Origin of the sequence: Phaeacidiphilus oryzae TH49 (assembly GCF_000744815.1) — a bacterium.
Lineage (GTDB): Bacteria > Actinomycetota > Actinomycetes > Streptomycetales > Streptomycetaceae > Phaeacidiphilus > Phaeacidiphilus oryzae.
In genome coordinates, this window is the sequence record NZ_JQMQ01000005.1 from 6,443,441 (window position 1) to 6,464,270 (window position 20,830).

Below are 20,830 nucleotides of genomic sequence, written 5' to 3' on the forward strand. Positions count from 1 at the left end.
TCTCGGCCGCCCTCTGGACATCCAGCGCTTCCGGCGCCAGGATTAAGTCTACTCCATACGGTATGCAATCTGCAGGGTGCTGCAGCTGCAGGGCAGAGGGAGAACACATGGCATCGCACGGAAGCGCGCTGTCCGGGGTCCGCGTCATCGACATGACACATGTCCAGTCCGGGCCCAGCGCGACGCAGATGCTCGCCTGGCTCGGCGCGGACGTGGTGAAGGTGGAGGTCCCCGGCCGCGGCGACATCACCCGGAGCCAGCTGCGGGACGTCCCGGACGCCGACAGCCTGTACTTCACGATGCTGAACTGCAACAAGCGCAGCATCACCCTGAACATGAAGTCGGAGCAGGGCAAGGAGCTCTTCCGGCAGCTGGTCTCCGGGGCCGACGTGCTGGTGGAGAACTTCGGGCCCGGTGTGGTCGACCGCTTCGGCTTCAGCTGGCAGACGCTGCAGGAGCTCAACCCGCGGCTGGTGTACGCGTCCATCAAGGGCTTCGGCCCGGGGAAGTACGCCCACTTCAAGGCGTACGAGGTGATCGCCCAGGCGATGGGCGGCTCGATGGCCACCACCGGCTTCGAGGAGGGCCCGCCGACCGCGACCGGCGCCCAGATCGGCGACTCCGGTACCGGCGTCCACCTGGTGGCCGGCATCCTCGCCGCGCTCTACCAGCGGGGCTCCACCGGACGCGGGCAGCGGGTCGAAGTGGCCATGCAGGAGGCGGTGCTGAACCTCTGCCGGGTCAAGCTCCGCGACCAGCAGCGGCTCGCCCACGGCCCCCTCGGCGAGTACCCGAACGCCCACTTCGGCGACGAGGTGCCGCGCTCCGGCAACGCCTCCGGCGGCGGCCAGCCCGGCTGGGCGGTGCGCTGCGCCCCCGGTGGCCCCAACGACTACATCTACGTGATCGTCCAGCCGCCCGGCTGGGCCCCGCTGGCCCGCCTGATCGGCCGTCCGGAGCTGGTCGAGGACCCGGCCTGGTCCACGCCGGAGGCGCGGCTGCCCAAGCTGGACAAGATGTTCGCGATGGTCGAGGAGTGGACCGAGCACCACTCCAAGCGCGAGGTGATGGAGGCGCTCAACGCCCACGACATCCCCTGCGGCCCGATCATGTCCACCCGCGAGCTGATCGAGGACGAGACCCTCGCCGAACTCGGGGCCGTGGTCGAGGTCGACCACCCCGAACGCGGGAGCTTCAAGACGGTGGCCAGCCCGCTGCGGCTGTCCGACACCGCCGTCCCGGTCCAACGGCCGCCGCTCCTCGGCGAGCACAACGACGAGGTCTACGCCGAACTCGGCTACAGCGAGGAGCAGTTGGCCGAGCTGCGAGCGGCCGGAGCCATCTGACCGCCGCCTCCGCGGCATCCCTCCACACACACGTCCCGCCGCCCCCGGTCGCCGGCCGAGCCGCCGCTGCCGGGGGCGGCCGTTCCCGAAGGGCCGCTGATGTCGCAGCGCATCGATTCCGACCGTTCCCCCGCCTCCCCCCGTCCACCCGCCTCTCTCTCCGCGCCCGTCGCCGCACCCGTCGCCCCACCGGTCGCCGCACCCCTCGCCGCACCCGCAGCTCCGGACGGCCGCGGCTCCGACCGCTCGTTCCGGTCCGCGCTCGCCCGGGTGCTGGACACCGTGGTCGCGCCCTGCGCCGAGCGCGCCGCCAGGCACGACGCCTTCCCGCGGTCCTCGGTGGACGCGCTGGGCCGGGCGGGGCTGCTCGGCCTCACCGCCTCGGCCGAACTCGGCGGCGGGGGACAGGGGGTGGCGGAGGCCGCCGAGGTGGTCGCCGAGGTGGCCCGCGCCTGCCCGGCGACCGCCGCGGTGCTCCGCTCCCACTACGCGGCTGCCGCCGTCATCGAGGCACACGGCACCCGCTGGCTGCGCGGTGAGCTGGCGGCCGGGCGGCACCTCTCCACCCTCGCCCTCTCCGACCAGACCGACGGCGCCGAGCCGGCGCCCACCGCCACCCGGTACGGCAACGTGGTGGCGCTGCGGGGCTGCAAGCGGCCGGTGGTCGCGGCCGGCGAGGCCGACAGCTACGTCTGGTCCTCGCGGGCGCTGGACGGGGCCGAGGGGCTGACGCTGTGGCTGGTGCCGGCCTTCGCCCCGGGCCTCTTCGTCCCCTTCCGCCCGGACGGCGACGCCCCGCGCGGCAGCGCCACCTCCACCGTCCGCGCCGACCCGGCCCGCATCCCGGCCGCCGCCCAACTCGGAGGCAACGGCCTGGCGCTGGAGACCGTCCTGGACACGGTCACGCCCTGGCTCGCCGCCCACGAAGCGGCGGCGGAGGCGGCGGCGGAGGCCGAGGCGGCGGCGGTGCCCTCCCGAGCCTGAACCGACCGAACCGGTCTCGAACCCGTGCCCGGCCTCCGCACCCGCGGGGGCCGGGCCGGTTACGCTTCCGGTGACGGTTCGTCAACGGGAGGACGCATGCCGCAGGTCGTCGATTTCGTGAACGTGTCCACCGCCGGCCTGGAGTCCTCGCCGGTGGCGGACGCCCTCGCCGGGCTGCGGGCCAACGAGGCGCGGTACTACAAGAACAAGTACGACCACGTCTTCACGGTCAGCCCGGCCGGCGAGGAACCGGAGACCCTCGCCTGGGTGAACCGGATCCTGGCGGAGGAGCGCGACATCGCCATCGCCTCCCGCCCCCTCGAAGTGACCTCCTTCGAGGTCGAGGGCATCCGGATGGCCTACGTCTTCTACGAGTCCGGACTCTCGGTCAACGTCATGTACAGCATCGAGGACGGGGGGAAGCGCGCGGTCGGGTTCAAGCTCTCGGAGGGGATGGAGGTCCCCGAGGAGCTGGCCGCGCGCTTCAAGTTCGCCCGTCAGAAGTCGAAGCTGGCCGGGGTGATCCGGGGCTCTTACTTCGTGGTCAAGGGCGAGTACTGAGGTCCCGCCCGCGGGTCACGGCGGTCAGAGCGCCTTCAGCTCCTCGGTGATCTCGGCGACCGAGGACTTGGCGTCGCCGAAGAGCATGGCGGTCTTGGGGTGGTAGTAGAGCTCGTTGTCGACACCGGCGAAGCCCGGGCTCATCGAGCGCTTGAGGACGATGACCGAGTCCGCGTGGTCGACGTCGAGGATCGGCATGCCGAAGATCGGCGAGCTCGGGTCGGACCGGGCCGCCGGGTTGGTGACGTCGTTGGCGCCGATCACCAGGGCCACCTGGGTCCGGCTGAACTCCTCGTTGATCTCGTCCATCTCCTTGAGCTGCTCGTAGGGCACGTCCGCCTCCGCGAGCAGCACGTTCATATGACCGGGCATCCGGCCGGCCACCGGGTGGATGGCGTGCTTGACCTCCACCCCGCGGCTCTCCAGCAGCTTGGACATCTCCCGCACCGCGTGCTGCGCCTGGGCGACGGCCATCCCGTAGCCGGGGACGACGACCACCTGCCCGGCGTACGCCATCTGCACCGCCGCGTCCGCCGCGCTGGTCCGCCGGACCGTCTGATCGGGTCCGGGGCCGCCGGGGCGGCCGGCCACGGTCGCCCCGCCGCCGCCGAACCCGCCGGCCACGATCGCCGGGATGCACCGGTTCATGGCCTTGGCCATCAGGTTGGTGAGGATCGAGCCGGAGGCGCCGACGATCATTCCGGCCACGATCAGCGCCGTGTTGTCCAGCGCCAGGCCGGTCGCCGCCGCCGACAGCCCGGTGAAGGCGTTGAGGAGGGAGATGACGACCGGCATGTCCGCCCCGCCGATCGGCAGCACCACCAGCACCCCCAGCACGGCGGCCACCACCAGCACCCCGACGACCAGCGCCTCGTGCCGCTGCCCGGCGCCGATCAGCGCCGCCGCGGCCACCGCCAGCGCCAGCAGCACGAGGTTCAGTGGCTGCTGCCCCCGGCCGAGGCTGAGCGGCCGCCCCGGCAGCAGCTCGTGGAGCTTGCCGAAGGCCACCAGCGAGCCCCAGAACGACACCGATCCGACGATCGCGGCGAAGAGCGAGGCGACCGCCACATAGCCGGCCACCGAGGCGTAGCCGCCGGTGTCCCGGAACTCCACCCAGGAGACCAGTGCCACCGAGCCGCCGCCGACCCCGTTGAAGAGCGCCACCATCTGCGGCATGGCGGTCATCCTGACCCGCCGCGCGGCCGGTACGCCCACCACCGCGCCGAGGGCGACGCCGAGGAGGATCAGCCACCAGTTCCCCATCCCAGGGGTGAGGAGGGTGGCGGCGATCGCGAGGACCATCCCTGCCGCCGCCACCCAGTTGCCGCGAACCGCCGTACGCGGGCCGGTCAGCCCGGTGAGTCCATGGATGAAGAGGGCGAAGGCGAGAATGTAGAGGACCGCCGTCAGATCACCCACGGCTTCCACCGCCGTCCCCGCTTCGCTCCCCGTTCCGCTCGGCCGCCGGGCGCTGCTTGAACATCCCGAGCATCCGGTCGGTGACCAGGAAGCCGCCGACCACGTTGATGGTGCCGAAGGCGATCGCCACCACCAGCAGCAGCTTGTCCAGGACGCCGTGGGCGTCGAGGCCGAGCAGCACCACCCCGGCCAGCAGCACGATCCCGTGGATCGCGTTGGTGCCCGACATCAGCGGGGTGTGGAGGGTGTTGGGCACCTTGGAGATCACCGCGAAGCCGACGAAGCCGGCCAGCACCGCGATCGCCAGATCAGGGAGGAACATCAGGCCTCCGAAGCATGGTCGGGAATGGGGTCCTGGGCGGGGGAGCCGGCCACGTCCCGGGTGACGCAGGCGCCGGCCAGGACGGCGTCCGAGAAGTCGGGGGCCGCCTTCCCGTCCACCAGGATCAGGTCGAGCAGCGCCCGCACGTTGCGGGCGTAGAGCTCGCTGGCGTGCTCGGGCAGCGAGGCGGGGAGGTTGAGCGGAGCGGCGACGGTCACGTCGTGCCGCCGGACCGTCTCGCCGGGGACGCTCGACTCGCAGTTGCCGCCGGCCTCCCCGGCCAGGTCGACCACCACACCGCCGGCCCGCATCCGGCGTACCGCCTCCTCGGTGACCAGCCGGGGCGCAGGCCGGCCGGGCACCAGGGCGGTGGTGATCACCACGTCGAAGTCGGCGATCGCATCGGTCAGCCGGCGCTGCTGCTCCTCCTGCTCCTCTGCGGTGAGGGCCCGGGCGTAGCCGCCCTCGCCGCTCGCCCGCACCCCGAGGTCCAGCCACCTCGCGCCCAGCGACCGCACCTGCTCGGCGACCTCGGGCCGGACGTCGAAGCCCGTGGTGCGCGCCCCCAGGCGCTTGGCGGTGGCCAGCGCCTGCAATCCGGCCACACCGACGCCGAGCACCAGCACGGTGGCCGGCTTCACCGTCCCGGCGGCCGTGGTGAGCATCGGGAAGAACCGGGTGGACTCCGAGGCCGCGACCAGCACCGCCCGGTAGCCGGCCACATTGGCCTGCGAGGAGAGGGCGTCCATGGCCTGCGCCCGGGAGATCCGCGGTACCGCCTCCATGGCGAAGCCGGTCACGCCGAGCTCGGCCAGCCGGGCCGCGACCCCGGGCTCGGTGCGCGGGGCGAGGAAGCCGATCAGGGTGCCGCCGGGGGCGAGCCGGTCCATCTCCTCCGCGCTGGGCGGGTTGACCTTGACGAGGACGTCGGCCGGCCACGGGTCGCCGAGCACCGCGCCGGCCTCCCGGTAGCGCTCGTCCGGGATCAGCGCCGCCGCCCCGGCGCCGGGCTCGATCACCACCTCAAGGCCGTCGGCGGTGAGCCGCTGGACGACGGCGGGGACCAGGGCGACCCGGCGCTCGCCGGCGACGGACTCCCGGGGGACCCCGATCGACGTCCGGTCGCCTGGCGTCCGGTCGCCTGGCGTCCGGCCGATCGACGGCTGGCCGTCCGACGCCTGGCCGTTCGACGGCCGGTCGCCCGGCGTCCGGCCGGGCGCGGCGGGGTCGACGGGCTCGCTCATGCCACCGCCTTGCGGACCAGCAGTGCCGCCTCACTGGGCGTCCGGCCCACCGTCACCCCGGCCGCCTCCAGCGCGGCCCGCTTGGCCTCCGCGGTGCCCGAGGAGCCGGAGACGATCGCCCCGGCGTGGCCCATGGTGCGGCCCTCGGGAGCGGTGAAACCGGCGACGTAGCCGATCACCGGCTTGTCGACGTGCTCCCGGATGTAGGCGGCGGCCCGCTCCTCGGCGTCCCCGCCGATCTCCCCGATCATCACGATCAGGTCGGTCTCGGGGTCCTCCTGGAAGGCGGCCAGCGCGTCGATGTGGGTGGTGCCGACGACCGGGTCGCCGCCGATGCCCACACAGGTCGAGAAGCCGATGTCGCGCAGCTCGTACATCAACTGGTAGGTCAGCGTGCCGGACTTGGACACCAGGCCGATCCGGCCCGGGCCGGTGATGTCGGCCGGGATGATGCCGGCGTTGGACCTGCCGGGGCTGATCACGCCGGGGCAGTTGGGGCCGATGATGCGGGTCGCCGGCCGGCCGTCCCCGCCCCGCGTGGCCTGCGCGTGCGCCCAGAACGCGGCGGTGTCGTGCACCGGAACGCCCTCGGTGATCACCACGCACATCCCGATCCGCGCGTCCACCGCCTCGATCACCGCGTCCCTGGTGGCGGCGGCGGGGACCAGTACCACGCTCACGTCCGCCCCGGTGGCCGCCACCGCCTCCGCCACACTGCCGAAGACCGGCAGTGCCCGGCCCTCGATCCGCACGCTCCGCCCGGCCTTGCGCGGGTTCACCCCGCCGACCACGGTGGTACCGGAGCGCAGCATCTTCGCCGTGTGCCTCATTCCCTCGGCGCCGGTCATGCCCTGGACCAGCACCCGGCTGCCCTCGTCGAGGAAGATCGCCATCGTCGTCACCCTCCCGCGGCCGCGAGCTCGCCGGCCCGCTCCGCCGCGCTGTCCATGGTCTCCAGCTGCTGCACACCGGGCAGGCCCGCCTCGGTGAGGATCCGCCGCCCCAGCTCGGCGTTGTTGCCGTCCAGGCGGACCACCACCGGGCGGTCCACCGGTTCGCCGCGCTCCGCGAGCAGCGCGTACGCCCTGACGATCCCCTCGGCCACCGCGTCGCAGGCGGTGATCCCGCCGAAGACGTTGACCAGGACGCTGCGGACGGCCGGGTCGGCGAGGACCACCTCCAGGCCGTCGGCCATCACCTCGGCGGAGGCGCCGCCGCCGATGTCCAGGAAGTCCGCGGGGGCGGCCCCGCCGTGCCGCTCGCCGGCCTGGGCGACCACGTCCAGGGTGGACATCACCAGGCCGGCCCCGTTGCCGATGATCCCCACGCCCGCGCCGCCACTGTCCAGGCGGACGTAGTTGAGGCCCTTGGCGCGGGCTCTGGCCTCCAGCGGATCGCCGCCTCCAGCGGCGGCGGCACCGGCGGCCGAGCCGTCGGCGGCACCGGCGGCGAAGCGCGAGCGCCCGGGGTGCCTGAACTCCGCGTTGTCGTCCAGGGTGACCTTGCCGTCCAGCGCGAGTATCCGCCCGTCGCCGTCCCGGACCAGCGGGTTGACCTCCACCAGCAGCGCGTCCTCGGCGGCGGCCACTTGCCACAGTGCGCGGAAGACCTCCGCCACGGCCTCCGCCGACCCGGCGGGGAAGCCGGCCTGCCGGACGATCTCCCGGGCGGTCGGGCCGTCGATCCCGCGGGCCGGGTCGATCGGCACCCTGGCCAGTGCCTCCGGGCGCTCGGCGGCGATCTGCTCGATCTCCATCCCGCCCTGCGCCGAGGCGAGGGCGAGGAAGCCGCGAGTGGCGCGGTCCAGCAGTACGGCGGCGTAGTACTCGTCGGCGATCTCACTGGCGGGGGTGACCAGGACACTGTGGACGGTGTGGCCCTTGATGTCCATGCCGAGGATGTCCGCGGCGGCGGCCTCCGCAGCCTCGGGGCCGGCGGCGTGCCGTACACCGCCGGCCTTGCCCCGGCCGCCGGTCTTGACCTGGGCCTTGACCATGACCGCCGATCCGAGGCGGTCGGCGGCGGCCCGCGCCTGCGCGGGGTCGGTGGCCAGCTCGCCCGGGGGGACTGGCACTCCGTGTGCGGCGAAGAGGTCTCTTGCCTGGTGCTCGTACAAGTCCATACGGGGACGTCCGTCCTTGGAGGTGGATTCTGCGGCGAGGGTACCGAGAATACGGGCGACCGAATACTGTATGCAATACCAATCCCCATCCCTCGGCGGACGGAGAAGCCATGCGGATCGCAGTCGTCGGCGCCGGAGCGATCGGTGCCTATGTCGGAGCCGCCCTCGACCGCGGCGGCGCCGACGTGCACCTGGTGGCCCGGGGCGAGCACCTGCGCGCCATGCAGCGGAACGGTGTGCGGGTGCTCAGCCCCCGCGGGGACTTCACGGCCCACCCCCACGCCACCGACGACCCGGCCGAGATCGGCCCGGTCGACTATGTGTTCCTCGGCCTGAAGGCCCACAGCTACCCCTCCAGCGGTTCGCTGATCGCCCCACTGCTCGGTGCGGAGACGGCGGTGGTGGCCGGGCAGAACGGCATCCCGTGGTGGTACTTCCACGAGCTCAGCGGTCCCTACCGGGGGCGGCGGATCGAGGCCGTCGACCCCGGCGGGGCCACCAGCCGGGTGCTGCCCCCGGAGCGGGCCATCGGCTGTGTGGTCTACCCCGCGACGGTGATCGAGGAGCCGGGGGTGATCCGGCATCTGGAGGGCACCCGGTTCTCCATCGGCGAGCCGGCCGGCGGTGTCTCCGCGCGCTGTGCCGCGCTGAGCGCCGCCATGGTCGCCGGCGGCCTCAAGTGCCCGGTGGAGGAGCAGCTGCGGGACGACATCTGGATCAAGCTGATGGGCAATGTCGCCCTCAATCCGCTCAGTGCCCTCACCGGCGCGACCATGGCGGAGATCTGCGGCCATCCGCACACCCGCCGACTGGTGGCCACGATGATGGCCGAGACGCTGGAGATCGCCGCCAGTGTGGGCAGCACTCCGGACATCTCCATCGAGAAGCGGCTGGCCGGTGCCGAGCGGGTGGGCCACCACAAGACCTCGATGCTTCAGGATCTGGAGGCGGGCAAGCGGCTGGAGCTGGACGCACTGGTGACCGCGGTGGTGGAGATCGCCGACATGACCGGGGTGGCGGCGCCGGTGCTGCGCGCCCTCCACGCGGCCACCGACCTGCTGGCGCAGCGGAGCCAGAGCCCCGCCCTGGCGTAGCCGGCGGCGGTGCGGCGGGGGCCCGGCGGGGCTGCGGTCGGGAAGCGCAAGGGCGCGGTCGGGTGCGCCGCGGGCGGGCGGCGTAAAGGTCGGTACAAGGGTCGGTTCAAGGGGTGGACACCGGCCGGGGCCAGGCGTAGAAGCTTGTACTCATACTGTATGCAGTCTTCAGGATTCTGATTGCTGCGGTATGCCGTAAATGCCGCGACCCACCCAAGAGCCGCAGTATGCGCCCGATCCGCGCTAGGGAAAGGCGAGTACATTGACGGACGGCCTCACCACCCGAGTCACGGGGGCCCGCTCCGGAGCCGGGAGTTCCGAGCTCACAGGCCTGCACAACCGCCGGCTGCAGGCGGTCATCGCGCTGATCGTGATGCTCATGATCAGCCCCTACGAGTACACGTTCACCGTCTTCGAGAAGCCCATCGCCAAGGCATGGCACGCCGCCCTGCCGCAGGTGGCCCTGACGTTCACCATCTATGTGGTGGTCGCCGGGCTGTTCATGATCCCCAGCGGCCGCTGGTCCGACCGCTGGCAGCCGCGCTGGTTCACCACCGCCGCCGGGGTGGTGACCGGCGCCGGCTGGCTGCTCAGCGCCCAGGCGAACAGCACCTGGGAGCTGTGGCTGGCCTACGGCTTCGGGGCGCTCGGTCCCGGCTACATCTACGCCAACTGCGTCAACAACGCGCTGAAGTGGTTCCCCGAGGCGCGCAAGCGCGGATTCACCGTCGGCTTCATCGACATGGGCTTCGGGGCCGGCTCCGCGCTGTTCATCCCCTTCCTCGCGGCGATGGTGGACCACGGCGAGAACGGCTTCCGGCAGGCCTTCACCGTCATGGGGATCGCCATGCTGGTGGTCATCGTGATCGCCGCCCAGTTCCTCCGCTATCCGCCCAAGGGCTGGCTGCCGGCGGGCTACGACCCGGCGCAGGACAGCCTCGGCCGCACCCGCTCCGACAACCGGGACTACACCCCCGGCCAGATGCTCCGCACCTGGCAGTGCTACGTCTCCTGGGGCGGCCTCACGCTGATCACCGGCGCCGGCCTGATGGTCACCGCCCACATCGCCGAGATGTCCACCACCACCGCCGGTCTCGGCGCGGCGGTGGGCGTCGCCGCGGCCACCTACAGCCGCATCCCCAACGGGGTGATGCGCTGGCTGGGCGGCGCCTTCTCCGACCGGATCGGCCGCGAGCTGTCCATGTTCCTGTGCTTCACCCTGATGGGGCTGATGCTGCTGGCGATGACGGCCACCCACAACGGGCCGCTCTTCGTCGTCGAGACGCTGGTCTCGATGGGCTGCTGGGGACCGCTGTTCTCGCTCTACCCGGCACTGGTCGGGGACTACTGGGGGCGGGCCAACTCCGGTGTCAACTACGGCATCGTGTACACCGGCAAGGCGGCGGGCGGGGTCTACGCCGGGTATCTGGCCGCCTTCCTCTTCGGGGTCAGCGGCTCCTGGAACCTGGACTTCTACATCGCGGCGGGCTCCGCCGTCCTGGCGGGCCTGAGCGCGCTGGTGCTGCGCAGGCCGGGCGCCCGCACCGGCTGACGGAACGTCAGCTCCTCGGTCCTCAACCCGCGGATCGCACCACCCACCGCACGCCGAGGCGCCGGGCCCCGCCCCCGAGAACCGGGGGACGGGGCCCGGCGTCGCCGTTGGCCGGCGCCTGGCGGTCAGGTCAGCAGCCGGGCGGCCGCCAGCGCCAGCGGGTCCAGACCGTGCCCGCCGCCGGCACCACCGGCACCGTCGGCGAGCAGGCCGCGCAGGCGGGCCCGCATGGACGGGTCCCAGAACCGGCGGATGTGGTCCGCGACCGCCTCGGCGGCCCGCTCCCCGGCCGCCCGCCCGAAGTGCGCGGCGATCCCGTTGGCCATCCGCACCTCGGGGAGGACGGCGGTGTGCTGCTGCTCTCCGGCCATCTCAGTTCACCGCCTCGACGCTGGCCGCCGCCGGCCGCCGGACGCCGTCCGCGGGAAGCGGCGCGGCCGGCCCGACCTGAACGGCCGTCACCTTGTACTCCGGGCAGTTGGTCGCCCAGTCGGAGTTCTCCGTGGTCACCACGTTCGCCCCGCTGACCGGGTGATGGAAGGTGGTGTACACCACCCCGGCCGGCATCCGGTCGGAGATCCGGGCGTGGAGTTCGGTCCGCCCGACCCGGCTGCTGACGGCCACCAGGTCGCCGTCCCGGATCCCCCGGTCCTCGGCGTCGTGCGGATGGATCTCCAGCACGTCCTCGGCATGCCAGGCGATGTTCCCGGTACGGCGGGTCTGCGCACCCACGTTGTACTGGCTGAGGATCCGCCCGGTGGTGAGGATCAGCGGGAAGCGGCGGGTGCTGCGCTCCTCGGTCGGCACGAACGGGGTCGGCATGAACCGGCCCTTGCCCCGGACGAACTCCTCCACGTGCATCACCGGGGTGCCGGCCGGCGCGGCCTCGTTGCACGGCCACTGTACGCTGCCCAGCTTGTCCAGGAGGTCGAAGGAGACCCCGGCGAAGGTCGGGGTGGTGGCGGCGATCTCGTCCAGGATCTGCCCGGGGTGGTCGTAGGACATCGGGTAGCCCATGGCGGTGGCCAGTTCGCAGACGATCTCCCACTCGTGCTTCCCGGCCTTCGGCGGCATCACCGCGCGCACCCGGTTGACCCGGCGCTCGGCGTTGGTGAAGGTGCCGTCCTTCTCCAGGAAGGAGGCCCCGGGCAGGAAGACGTGGGCGAACCTCGCCGTCTCGTTGAGGAACAGGTCCTGGACCACGACCAGCTCCATCGCCTCCAGCGCCGCGGTGACGTGCTGGAGGTTGGGGTCGGACTGGGCGATGTCCTCGCCCTGCACGAACAGCCCGCGGAAGCCGCCGCCGATCGCCGCGTCGAACATGTTGGGGATCCGCAGGCCCGGCTCGGCGAGCAGGGTCTCGCCCCACAGCTCCTCGAAGATCCCGCGCACGGCGTCGTCCGAGACATGCCGGTAGCCGGGCAGCTCGTGGGGGAAGGAGCCCATGTCGCAGGAGCCCTGGACGTTGTTCTGCCCGCGCATCGGGTTCACCCCGACGCCGTCCCGGCCGATGTTGCCGGTGGCCATGGCCAGGTTGGCCATCCCCATCACCATGGTCGAGCCCTGGCTGTGCTCGGTGACGCCGAGGCCGTAGTAGATGGCGCCGTTGCGGGCGGTGGCGTAGAGGCGGGCGGCGGCCCGCAGCTCCTCGGCCGGCACTCCGGTGATCGGCTCGACCGCCTCCGGGCTGTTCTCCGGGCGGGCGACGAACTCCGCCCACTCCTCGTAGCCCTCGCAGCGCGCGGCCGTGAACTCCCGGTCCACCAGGCCCTCGGTGACGGCCACGTACGCCATCGCGTTGACCACCGCCACATTGGTGCCGGGGCGGAGCTGGAGGTGGTGCTCGGCCTCGATGTGCGGGCTGCGGACCAGGTCGATCCTGCGCGGGTCGACGACGATCAGCTTGGCGCCCTCGCGCAGCCGCCGCTTCATCCGGGAGGCGAAGACTGGGTGGCCGTCGGTCGGGTTGGCCCCGATGACCACGATCACGTCGGCCTCGGCCACACTGCGGAAGTCCTGGGTGCCGGCCGACTCGCCGAAGGTCTGCTTCAGCCCGTAGCCGGTGGGGGAGTGGCAGACCCGGGCGCAGGTGTCCACGTTGTTGTTGCGGAAGGCCGCCCGGACCATCTTCTGGACGACGAAGACCTCCTCGTTGGTGCAGCGCGAGGAGGAGATGGCGCCGATCGAGCCGGTGCCGTGGCGCTGCTGGATCTCGCGGAGGCGGCGGGCGGTGTAGCCGATCGCCTCCTCCCACTCCACCTCGCGCCAGGGGTCGCTGGTGCTCTCCCGCAGCATCGGCCTGAGCCTGCGGTCGCGGTGGGTGGCGTAGCCGAAGGCGAACCGGCCCTTGACGCAGCTGTGGCCCTCGTTGGCGCCGCCGTCCTTGTAGGGGACCATCCGCACCAGCTCGTCGCCGCGCAGCTCGGCCTTGAAGGAGCAGCCGACACCGCAGTAGGCGCAGGTGGTGACGACGGAGCGGGTGGGCATCCCGAGGTCCACCACCGAGCGCTCCTGGAGGGTGGAGGTCGGGCAGGCCTGGACGCAGGCGCCGCAGGAGACGCACTCGGAGTCCAGGAAGGACTCGCCGGCGCCGGGGGAGACCTTGGACTCGAAGCCGCGGCCCTCGATGGTGAGGGCGAAGGTGCCCTGGATCTCGTCGCAGGCCCGGACGCAGCGCGAGCAGGCGATGCACTTCGCCGGGTCGAAGTCGAAGTACGGGTTGCTGGTGTCGGGCTGGGCGTCCAGGTGGTTGGCGCCGGGGTCCTCGGGGGTGCCGTAGCGGACCTCGCGGAGGCCCACCACCCCGGCCATGTCCTGGAGTTCGCAGTCCCCGTTGGCGGGGCAGGTCAGGCAGTCCAGGGGGTGGTCGGAGATGTACAGCTCCATGGTGTTGCGGCGGAGCCGGGCGAGCCGGGGCGACTGGGTGCTGATCCGCATCCCGGACTCGACCGGGGTGGTGCAGGAGGCGGGGGTGCCGCGCCTGCCGTCGATCTCCACCAGGCAGAGCCGGCAGGAGCCGAAGGCCTCCATGCTGTCGGTGGCGCAGAGCTTGGGGATCTGTACCCCGGCCTCGGCGGCGGCGCGGAGCACCGAGGTGCCCTCGGGGACGCGTACCGGCAGGCCGTCCACCGAGACGTCGACGGTGGCCGGTCCCGGACGCTCCGGGGTGCCGAAGTCGGGTTCCTTGAGCAGGGTCATGCCGTGTCCTCCGCTGTGCTGTGCGGGCGGTCCGCCTCGGCTGGGGCGCCAGTGGGGGCCTCGCGGGAGAGGAAGTCGTCGGGGAAGTGGGTGAGGGCGCTGCGCACCGGCATCGGCGTCAGGCCGCCCATGGCGCAGAGGGAGCCCTCGGTCATCAGCTCGCAGAGGTCCTCGAGGAGTGCGAGGTCGGCCTCCTGGTGGTCCTTCATGATCCGGTCTATGACCTCCACCCCGCGCACCGAGCCGATCCGGCAGGGGGTGCACTTGCCGCAGGACTCCTCGGCGCAGAACTCCATGGCGAACCGGGCCTGCGCGGCCATGTCCACGGTGTCGTCGAAGACCACCACACCGCCGTGCCCGACCATCGCGCCGGCCTCGGCGAACGCCTCGTAGTCCATCGGCAGGCCGAACCGGGAGACCGGCAGGTACGCCCCCAGCGGGCCGCCGACCTGCACCGCGCGTACCGGGCGTCCACTGCGGGTGCCGCCGCCGTACTCCTCCACCAGGTCGCCGAGGGTGACGCCGAAGGCGGTCTCCACGATGCCGCCGCGGGCGACGTTGCCGGCCAGCTGGAAGACCTGGGTGCCGCGCGAGCGCCCGACCCCCAGTGCCGCGTACGCCTCGGCGCCCTCGGCGAGGACGGTCGGCACGGCGGCCAGTGTGAGGACGTTGTTGATCACGGTCGGGCGGCCGAAGAGGCCGTGCAGTGCCGGGATCGGCGGTTTGGCGCGGACCTGCCCGCGCCTTCCCTCCAGGCTGTCCAGCATGGAGGTCTCCTCGCCGCAGATGTACGCCCCGCCGCCGACCCGGACCTCCAGGTCGAAGCGGAGCGGCGAGCCGAGGACGCCCTCGCCCAACCAGCCCTGGGCGTAGGCGATGTCGACGGCGGCCCGCATGGTGGCGACGGCGTCCGGGTACTCCGAGCGGATGTAGACGAACCCCTCGCGGGCGCCCACCGCGTGGGCGGCGATCAGCATCCCCTCGATGAGGAGGAAGGGGTCGCCCTCCATCAGCATCCGGTCGGCGAAGGTCCCGCTGTCGCCCTCGTCCGCGTTGCAGCAGACGAACTTGACGCCGTCCAGGGCGGATTCGCAGTCCGAGCCGGTGTCCAGCACGGTCTTCCACTTGACGCCGGCCGGGAAGCCGGCGCCGCCCCGCCCGCGCAGCCCGGACGCGGTGACCCGGTCGACGACCTCCGTCGGGCAGAGGGCGAGGGCCGCGCGGAGGCCGTCCATCCCGCCGTGGGCGAGGTAGTCCTCGGGGGAGAGCGGGTCGGTGACGCCGACCCGGGCGAAGGTGACCCGGTGCTGCCGGGCCAGCCAGGGGAGTTCGCCGACCGGGCCGAGCCGCAGCGGGTGCTCGCCGCCGTCCAGCAGGCCCGCGTCCAGCAGTGCCGGGACGTCCTCCGGGGCCACCGGCCCGTAGCCGATCCGGCCCTCCGCGGTGGCGACCTCGACCAGTGGCTCCAGCCAGAGGGCGCCGTGTGAGCCGTTGCGGACCAGCCGGATGGCGCGGCCCGCGGCCGCGGCACCCGTGCGCAGTGCCTCGGCGACCTCGTCCGCGCCGACGGACCGGGCCGCCGAATCGCGCGGGACGTAGACGGTGACCGCTTCCTGACGACCCGTCATGAGTTCACCGCCGTCCGGAGGACGGTGCGCAGCCCGGCGGGCGCCATCCGGCCGCGTACCGCGCCGTCGATCTGGACGGACGGGCCCAGGGCGCAGTTGCCCAGGCAGAAGACCTGGTCCACGGTGAGCGCTCCGTCCGCGGAGGTCTGGCCCGGCTCCAGGCCGGTCTCGGCGCCGGCGCAGCGCACCAGCTCCTCGGCGCCGACGGCCTGGCAGGCCTCGGCCCGGCAGATCCGCACCACGGTGCGGCCGGCGGGCTCCCGGCGGAAGTCCCGGTAGAAGGTGACGACACCGTGGACGTCGGCCCGGGAGAGGTTCAACTCCTCGGCTATCACCGGGATCGCGGACGGCGGTACGCAGCCCAGGGCGTTCAGGACGTCGTGCAGGATCGGGAGCAGTGCCCCGCGCCGGTTCCGATGGCGGGCCGTGATCTCCCGGATCTGGCTGGTCTGTCTGGCGCTTGCTTCATCGCTCGTTCGACTGGCGGGCATCCGGTGCCTCCTGACGTAGAAGTCGCCGCACCACCCGACCACGCTACCGGATGCAGCCATACTGTATACAGAGTCCAGTATGTGCTTTTCTGCTTCGATCTCGGCGGCCCCGCTGAGCCGGCCTCGCTCAGCCGGCTCCGCTCAGGCGGTCCTGCCCTCCGCCTCCTGCGAGGCCTCCGCGTAGGCGTGCCGAGTGGTCTCGGCGTGCCGGCGCATGAGCTCGCCGGCGCGCTGCGCCTTGTGCGCGGCCACCGCGCGGATGATCGCCGCGTGCTCGTCCCAGGCCTTGCGGCCCCGGCCCTGCGCGATCGGGGCGTAGTACCAGCGCATCCGCCGGTCCACCATGGAGATGTGCTCGGTGAGCACCTGGTTTCCGGCGATCTCCACCAGCCGGCGGTGGAGGTTGGCGTTCGCCTCGACCAGCGCCTCGGTGTTGTCCGCCTGCTCCAGCGCGGCCTCGCCGATCCGCTGCAGCTCCCAGAGGTCCTCGATCTCCTCCGGGGTGGCGCGCTCGGCGGCGAGGGTGGCCGACTCGGCCTCCAGCATGGCGCGGACCGCCATCAGCTGGTCGGCCTCCTCCTCGGTGGGGACGTGGACGAAGGCGCCCTGGGCCGGGCGGAGGTCCACCCAGCCCTCGGTGTGCAGCCGCTGCAGGGCCTCCCGTACGGGCTGCCGGCTCACGCCCAGCTCGCCGGCCAACTCGATCTCCACCAGGTGCTCCCCGGGCTGGAGTTCGCGGGTGATGATCATGTCCGCGATGGCGTTGTAGACCGCCTGGCGCAGCGGTACCGGCCGGGCGACGGCGCGCGTGCTGCTCTTCGCGCGGCGGGCGGGGGTGGGTGAGGCGCTGGCTGCTTCGGTCATGGCCTACTCCGTAAGTCCAGGGGAACTGTTTTGAGCATACAGTCGACGAAGTGCCGTCTTCGGCTGTTCGCCGTCCCCGCTCCCGGAAAGCCCGTCCGACATCTTGCTGAACTCGATCTACGAATCGGAGAATACTGGATACAATGTTCAGCGTGACGCCGTCGCCCGGGGGCACCGGGCCGGGCCAAGGGGAGCCGCCCATGTTGTTCCGTCAGCTCGAGTACTTCGTGGCGGTGGCCAGGGAGCGGCACTTCGCTCGGGCCGCGGAGGCCTGCTTCGTCTCCCAGCCCGCCCTCTCCACGGCCATCGCCAAGCTGGAGCGCGAGCTCAACGTCATGCTGATCAACCGGGGCCACAACTTCGAGGGACTCACCCCGGAGGGCGAGCGGCTGGTCGTCTGGGCCAAGCGAATCCTCGCCGAGCACGACACCTTCAAGACCGAGGTGGCGGCGATGCGGTCGGGGATCACCGGCACCCTGCGGCTGGGCACCGAACCCACCGTCTCGACGGTCACCGGGCTCCCGGTGGCCGCCTTCTGCGCCACCCACCCGCTGGCCAGGGTCAAGGTCTGCGCGGGGCTGTCCGCCGCCGAACTCCGCCGCCGGCTCCGGGACTTCGAACTGGACGCGGCCATCGCCCACTTCGCCCCGGACGAGCGGGAGGGGCTGGAGGTGATGCCGCTCTACCGGGAGCGGTACGTCCTCATCGTCTCCGGCGAGCAGCTGGTCCCCGGCGGCGACCCGATCGGCTGGGCCGAGGCCGCGCAGCTGCCGCTCGCCCTCCTCACCCCGGACCTGAAGTTCCGCCAGCTCATCGACGCGGCCTTCGCCCGCACCGGCCTGGCCCCGACCCCGCAGGTCGAGGCCGACTCGCTGGCCACCCTCTACGCCCTGGTGGCCACCGGCTCCTGGGTCGGGGTGGTCCCGCAGACGTGGCTGCGCACCATGCCGATGACCGCCGGGATGCGGGCCCTTCCCCTGGTCGACCCGGAGGCGGGGGCGGGGCTGGGTTCGGGTGCGGGTTCGGGTGCGGCACCGGGCCTGGAGCCGGAGCCGGCCGGTCGGGAGGAGATCTCGCTGGCGATCAACGCCGGCCGGCCGGGCTCCGTCCTCGCCCGCGCCTTCCTCCGGGCGGCGGTCGGGCTGGCCCTGGACGAGCGGCTGGGCGCGCAGGGCCGCGACCTCGCGCGGGCGCGGCAGGCGGCGTGAGAACTCCGCGGGAGCGGCCGGACTCCGCTCAGGGCCCGCTTGATAAACGGCGTCTATCGGCCGGTTCGCAGCAGATCTTGGACGGCTCCGGGCCCGGCGCGGAGAGTGGGGAGCACCGAGCACAGGACACCGAGCACCGGGCACGGAACACCGAACAGCAGTAGTCGCACAGGCAGCAGCACAGAGGCAGCACCCAGGAAGGGGCCTGACCATGACCGCCGTATCGAAGCCGGCCGGGGAACCGGAGGGCACGGCCGAGCAGGCCGCGCTGACCGACGGGATCCATCTGGTCGTCGACGCGCTCAAGATCAACGAGGTCGAGAACGTCTACGGCGTCGTCGGCATCCCGATCACCGACCTGGCGCGGGTCGCCCAGGCCTCCGGCATCCGGTACATCGGCTTCCGCCACGAGAGCGACGCCGGCCACGCGGCGGCCGCGGCGGGCTTCCTCACCAAGAAGCCGGGCATCTGCCTGACGGTCTCCGCGCCCGGCTTCCTCAACGGCCTGGTGGCGCTGGCCAACGCCACCACCAACTGCTTCCCGATGGTGCAGATATCGGGCTCCAGCGAGCGCCACCTGGTCGACCTCCAGCGCGGCGACTACGAGGAGCTGGACCAGCTGGCCGCCGCCAAGCCCTTCGTGAAGGCCGCCTACCGGGTGCACCGCGCCGAGGACATCGGCCGCGGCATCGCCCGCGCCATCCGCACCGCCGCCTCCGGCCGGCCCGGCGGCGTCTACCTGGACATCCCGGCCGCGGTACTCGGCGAGGTGATCGACGCGGAGAAGGGCGCGGCCTCGCTGTGGAAGGTCGTCGACCCGGCCCCCGCCCAGCTGCCCTCGCACGAGGCGGTGGACCGCGCGATCGACCTGCTGGCGAGCGCCGAGCGGCCGCTGATCGTCCTCGGCAAGGGCGCCGCGTACGCCCAGGCCGACTCCCAGGTACGGGAATTCGTGGAGAGCACCGGCATCCCGTACCTCCCGATGTCGATGGCCAAGGGCCTGCTGCCGGACGACCACCCGCAGTCCGCGGCCACCGCGCGCTCGCTGGCGCTGAAGCGGGCCGACGTGGTCCTGCTGGTCGGCGCGCGGCTCAACTGGCTGCTGGGGCACGGCGAGGCGCCGCAGTGGAACCCGGACGCCAAGTTCATCCAGGTGGACATCGCGGCCAACGAGATGGACAGCAACCAGCCGATCGCGGCGCCGCTCGTCGGCGACGTCGGCTCGGTGCTGGAGGCGCTGGCCGAGCGGACCAAGCCCGGGCAGATCTCGGTCTCCGCGGAGTGGAAGGACGAACTCGCCGACCGCACCCGGAAGAACGTCGACCGGATGGCCGGCAAGCTGGCCGCCGCCCGCGAGGCCGCGCCCATGCAGTTCCTCGGCGCCCTGCAGGCCGTCCGGGACGTCCTGGCCGAGCACCCGAACGTCAAACTGGTCAACGAGGGGGCCAACGCGCTGGACAAGGCGCGCAGCACGATCGGCATGCAGCGGCCGCGGCACCGCCTGGACGTCGGCACCTGGGGCGTGATGGGCATCGGCATGGGCTACGCCATCGCCGCCGCCGTGGAGACCGGCGACCCGGTGGTCGCGGTCGAGGGCGACAGCGCCTTCGGCTTCAGCGGGATGGAGATCGAGACGGTCTGCCGCTACCGCCTGCCGATCGTCACCCTGGTCCTCAACAACAGCGGCGTCTACCGCGGCGACGAGGCCTCCACCACCGACGACCCGGCGCCGACCGCCCTCGGCGCCCGGCACGAGCGGATGATCGAGGCCTTCGGCGGCAAGGGCTACCGGGCCACCACCCCCGACGAGGTGGCCACCGCCCTGCGGGAGGCACTGGCCGCCGGCGAGCCGGCTCTGATCGACTGCGTCATCGACCCGGCCGACGGCACCGAGAGCGGCAACATCGCCCACCTCAACCCGAAGGGGATCAGCGCCAAGCAGTGAGGGCGCGGCGGTTGGCTGTATCGGCCCGCAGCGCCGGGCGAACCAGAGGCGGGGGCACTGGCACTGCGCGACGACCCCCCCATCCGTCGTGGTGCCGCGCCCGTCGGCGGTCGGAGAGATCGGCCGCCGACGGGCGCGGAGGCGCGCAGCGGGCCGCTCGCGGGGGAGACGGGGGACGCGGAGACGGGGAGATTGGGAGACGGGGAGGTCGGGGGAGTGGCCCGGCCTCAGGCCCGGTCGCCGGTGGCGAGCCACCGGGCCCAGCCGCTGGAGAGGACGATCCCGGCCAGCCGGCGGTAGCCGCCGGAGGCGGGGTGGGCGCCGTCGCCGGCCAGGGCCTCCGTGCGCCAGGCGGGGTCCTCGGCGAGGGCGTCGGTGGTGGGGACGAAGGGGAGTCCGCGCTTCTCGCAGAGCGCGGCCATCCGCTCGGCGAGCGCCCGGGTGCGCAGCAGATGCGGCTCGCCCGCGTCGATCACCGGCGGCGGGCCGACCACCAGCGCGGCGGCCCGCAGCCGCGCGGCCTCCTCCAGGACGGCGTCGAGGTTCTCCAGCGTGCGGTCGGCCTCGACGCGGAGCCGGCCCTCCTCCTCGACCATGTCGTTGCTGCCGAACGAGACCACCAGCCGGTTGTCCGCGCCCGGCACCAGGCGCGGCGCCAACTCCCGCCCGAGCCGGCGCCGGACGTCCTCGGAGGTGTTGCGGCGGATCCCGAGGTTGAACCCTGTCGGAGCGGGCTCCGGCCCCCCGGCGGTGGACTGGAGCACCCGGCCGACCCAGCCGCGGTACTCGGGGTCGCCGACACCCTGGACGAAGGAGTCGCCGACGAAGCTGATGCGGATGTCCCTGTTCACC

Annotated in this window: 18 protein-coding genes; 7 read left to right on the top strand and 11 right to left on the bottom strand. The window is 72.8% G+C overall.

Annotation, left to right across the window (positions count from 1 at the left end; translation table 11 throughout):
- The first annotated feature begins 107 nt into the window (after window positions 1-107).
- From frc to BS73_RS32370, 3 genes are all read left to right on the top strand, one after another.
- Window positions 108-1,346, top strand: coding sequence for a formyl-CoA transferase (frc, locus tag BS73_RS32360; RefSeq protein WP_037577925.1), 1,239 nt, complete (start codon window positions 108-110; stop codon window positions 1,344-1,346).
- Between the two features lie 99 nt (window positions 1,347-1,445).
- Complete coding sequence (locus BS73_RS32365; protein WP_063837111.1) at window positions 1,446-2,330, top strand: acyl-CoA dehydrogenase family protein; 885 nt, start codon at window positions 1,446-1,448, stop codon at window positions 2,328-2,330.
- Between the two features lie 96 nt (window positions 2,331-2,426).
- Window positions 2,427-2,891 carry a hypothetical protein gene (locus tag BS73_RS32370; protein WP_037577926.1) on the top strand — a complete coding sequence of 155 codons (465 nt, stop codon included), beginning with the start codon at window positions 2,427-2,429 and terminating at the stop codon, window positions 2,889-2,891.
- A 24-nt stretch (window positions 2,892-2,915) separates the two neighbouring features.
- Here the strand turns inward: BS73_RS32370 and BS73_RS32375 are convergent, their stop codons facing one another.
- From BS73_RS32375 to sucC, 5 genes are read right to left on the bottom strand one after another with little or no spacing between them, the layout of a single operon-like run.
- The gene (locus BS73_RS32375; RefSeq protein ID WP_037577927.1) at window positions 2,916-4,310 is read right to left on the bottom strand and encodes an NAD(P)(+) transhydrogenase (Re/Si-specific) subunit beta; all 1,395 of its coding nucleotides are present in this window, start codon (window positions 4,308-4,310) and stop codon (window positions 2,916-2,918) included.
- Window positions 4,303-4,632 carry an NAD(P) transhydrogenase subunit alpha gene (locus tag BS73_RS32380; RefSeq protein ID WP_037577928.1) on the bottom strand — a complete coding sequence of 110 codons (330 nt, stop codon included), beginning with the start codon at window positions 4,630-4,632 and terminating at the stop codon, window positions 4,303-4,305. Before BS73_RS32380 ends, BS73_RS32375 begins: the two co-directional genes overlap by 8 nt.
- Window positions 4,632-5,876, bottom strand: coding sequence for a Re/Si-specific NAD(P)(+) transhydrogenase subunit alpha (locus BS73_RS32385; protein ID WP_084704523.1), 1,245 nt, complete (start codon window positions 5,874-5,876; stop codon window positions 4,632-4,634). Before BS73_RS32385 ends, BS73_RS32380 begins: the two co-directional genes overlap by 1 nt.
- A complete protein-coding gene (gene sucD, locus BS73_RS32390; protein WP_037577930.1) occupies window positions 5,873-6,769 on the bottom strand; it encodes a succinate--CoA ligase subunit alpha in 897 nt (298 codons plus the stop codon). The genes BS73_RS32385 and sucD overlap by 4 nt, the downstream gene beginning before the upstream one ends.
- 5 nt (window positions 6,770-6,774) lie before the next feature.
- On the bottom strand, window positions 6,775-7,998 hold the full coding sequence (sucC, locus tag BS73_RS32395) for an ADP-forming succinate--CoA ligase subunit beta (RefSeq protein ID WP_037577931.1): 1,224 nt from the start codon (window positions 7,996-7,998) through the stop codon (window positions 6,775-6,777).
- 110 nt (window positions 7,999-8,108) lie between these two features.
- Here sucC and BS73_RS32400 point away from each other — a divergent pair, with 110 nt between their 5' ends.
- Both BS73_RS32400 and BS73_RS32405 read left to right on the top strand, forming a co-directional pair.
- Window positions 8,109-9,092: a 2-dehydropantoate 2-reductase gene (locus BS73_RS32400; protein WP_037577933.1), complete on the top strand. Its 984-nt coding sequence runs from the start codon at window positions 8,109-8,111 to the stop codon at window positions 9,090-9,092.
- A 262-nt stretch (window positions 9,093-9,354) separates the two neighbouring features.
- Entirely contained in the window at window positions 9,355-10,644 is a 1,290-nt protein-coding gene (locus BS73_RS32405) for an OFA family MFS transporter (RefSeq protein WP_037577934.1), read from the top strand.
- A gap of 125 nt (window positions 10,645-10,769) precedes the next feature.
- On the opposite strand, the gene BS73_RS32410 is transcribed toward BS73_RS32405, so the two are convergent.
- From BS73_RS32410 to BS73_RS32430, 5 genes are all read right to left on the bottom strand, one after another.
- A complete protein-coding gene (locus tag BS73_RS32410; RefSeq protein WP_063837112.1) occupies window positions 10,770-11,015 on the bottom strand; it encodes a formate dehydrogenase subunit delta in 246 nt (81 codons plus the stop codon).
- 1 nt (window position 11,016) lies between these two features.
- Window positions 11,017-13,842 carry a formate dehydrogenase subunit alpha gene (gene fdhF / locus BS73_RS32415; protein WP_051941245.1) on the bottom strand — a complete coding sequence of 942 codons (2,826 nt, stop codon included), beginning with the start codon at window positions 13,840-13,842 and terminating at the stop codon, window positions 11,017-11,019.
- On the bottom strand, window positions 13,839-15,470 hold the full coding sequence (locus BS73_RS32420; protein WP_084704524.1) for a formate dehydrogenase beta subunit: 1,632 nt from the start codon (window positions 15,468-15,470) through the stop codon (window positions 13,839-13,841). Before BS73_RS32420 ends, fdhF begins: the two co-directional genes overlap by 4 nt.
- A complete protein-coding gene (locus BS73_RS32425; protein WP_037577935.1) occupies window positions 15,467-15,961 on the bottom strand; it encodes an NADH-quinone oxidoreductase subunit NuoE family protein in 495 nt (164 codons plus the stop codon). The genes BS73_RS32420 and BS73_RS32425 overlap by 4 nt, the downstream gene beginning before the upstream one ends.
- A 141-nt stretch (window positions 15,962-16,102) precedes the next feature.
- Window positions 16,103-16,825 (bottom strand): GntR family transcriptional regulator, encoded by a 723-nt coding sequence (locus BS73_RS32430; protein WP_037577936.1) that lies wholly within the window; start codon window positions 16,823-16,825, stop codon window positions 16,103-16,105.
- A 200-nt stretch (window positions 16,826-17,025) separates the two neighbouring features.
- On the opposite strand from BS73_RS32430, the gene BS73_RS32435 reads away from it, so the two are divergent.
- Together BS73_RS32435 and oxc are read left to right on the top strand one after the other, a co-directional pair.
- Window positions 17,026-18,033 carry a LysR family transcriptional regulator gene (locus BS73_RS32435; RefSeq protein WP_051941246.1) on the top strand — a complete coding sequence of 336 codons (1,008 nt, stop codon included), beginning with the start codon at window positions 17,026-17,028 and terminating at the stop codon, window positions 18,031-18,033.
- 211 nt (window positions 18,034-18,244) lie between these two features.
- Window positions 18,245-19,978, top strand: coding sequence for an oxalyl-CoA decarboxylase (gene oxc, locus BS73_RS32440; protein ID WP_051941247.1), 1,734 nt, complete (start codon window positions 18,245-18,247; stop codon window positions 19,976-19,978).
- A gap of 227 nt (window positions 19,979-20,205) precedes the next feature.
- Here the strand turns inward: oxc and BS73_RS32445 are convergent, their stop codons facing one another.
- The gene (locus BS73_RS32445; protein WP_037577937.1) at window positions 20,206-20,829 is read right to left on the bottom strand and encodes a GDSL-type esterase/lipase family protein; all 624 of its coding nucleotides are present in this window, start codon (window positions 20,827-20,829) and stop codon (window positions 20,206-20,208) included.
- Window position 20,830 lies beyond the last annotated feature (1 nt).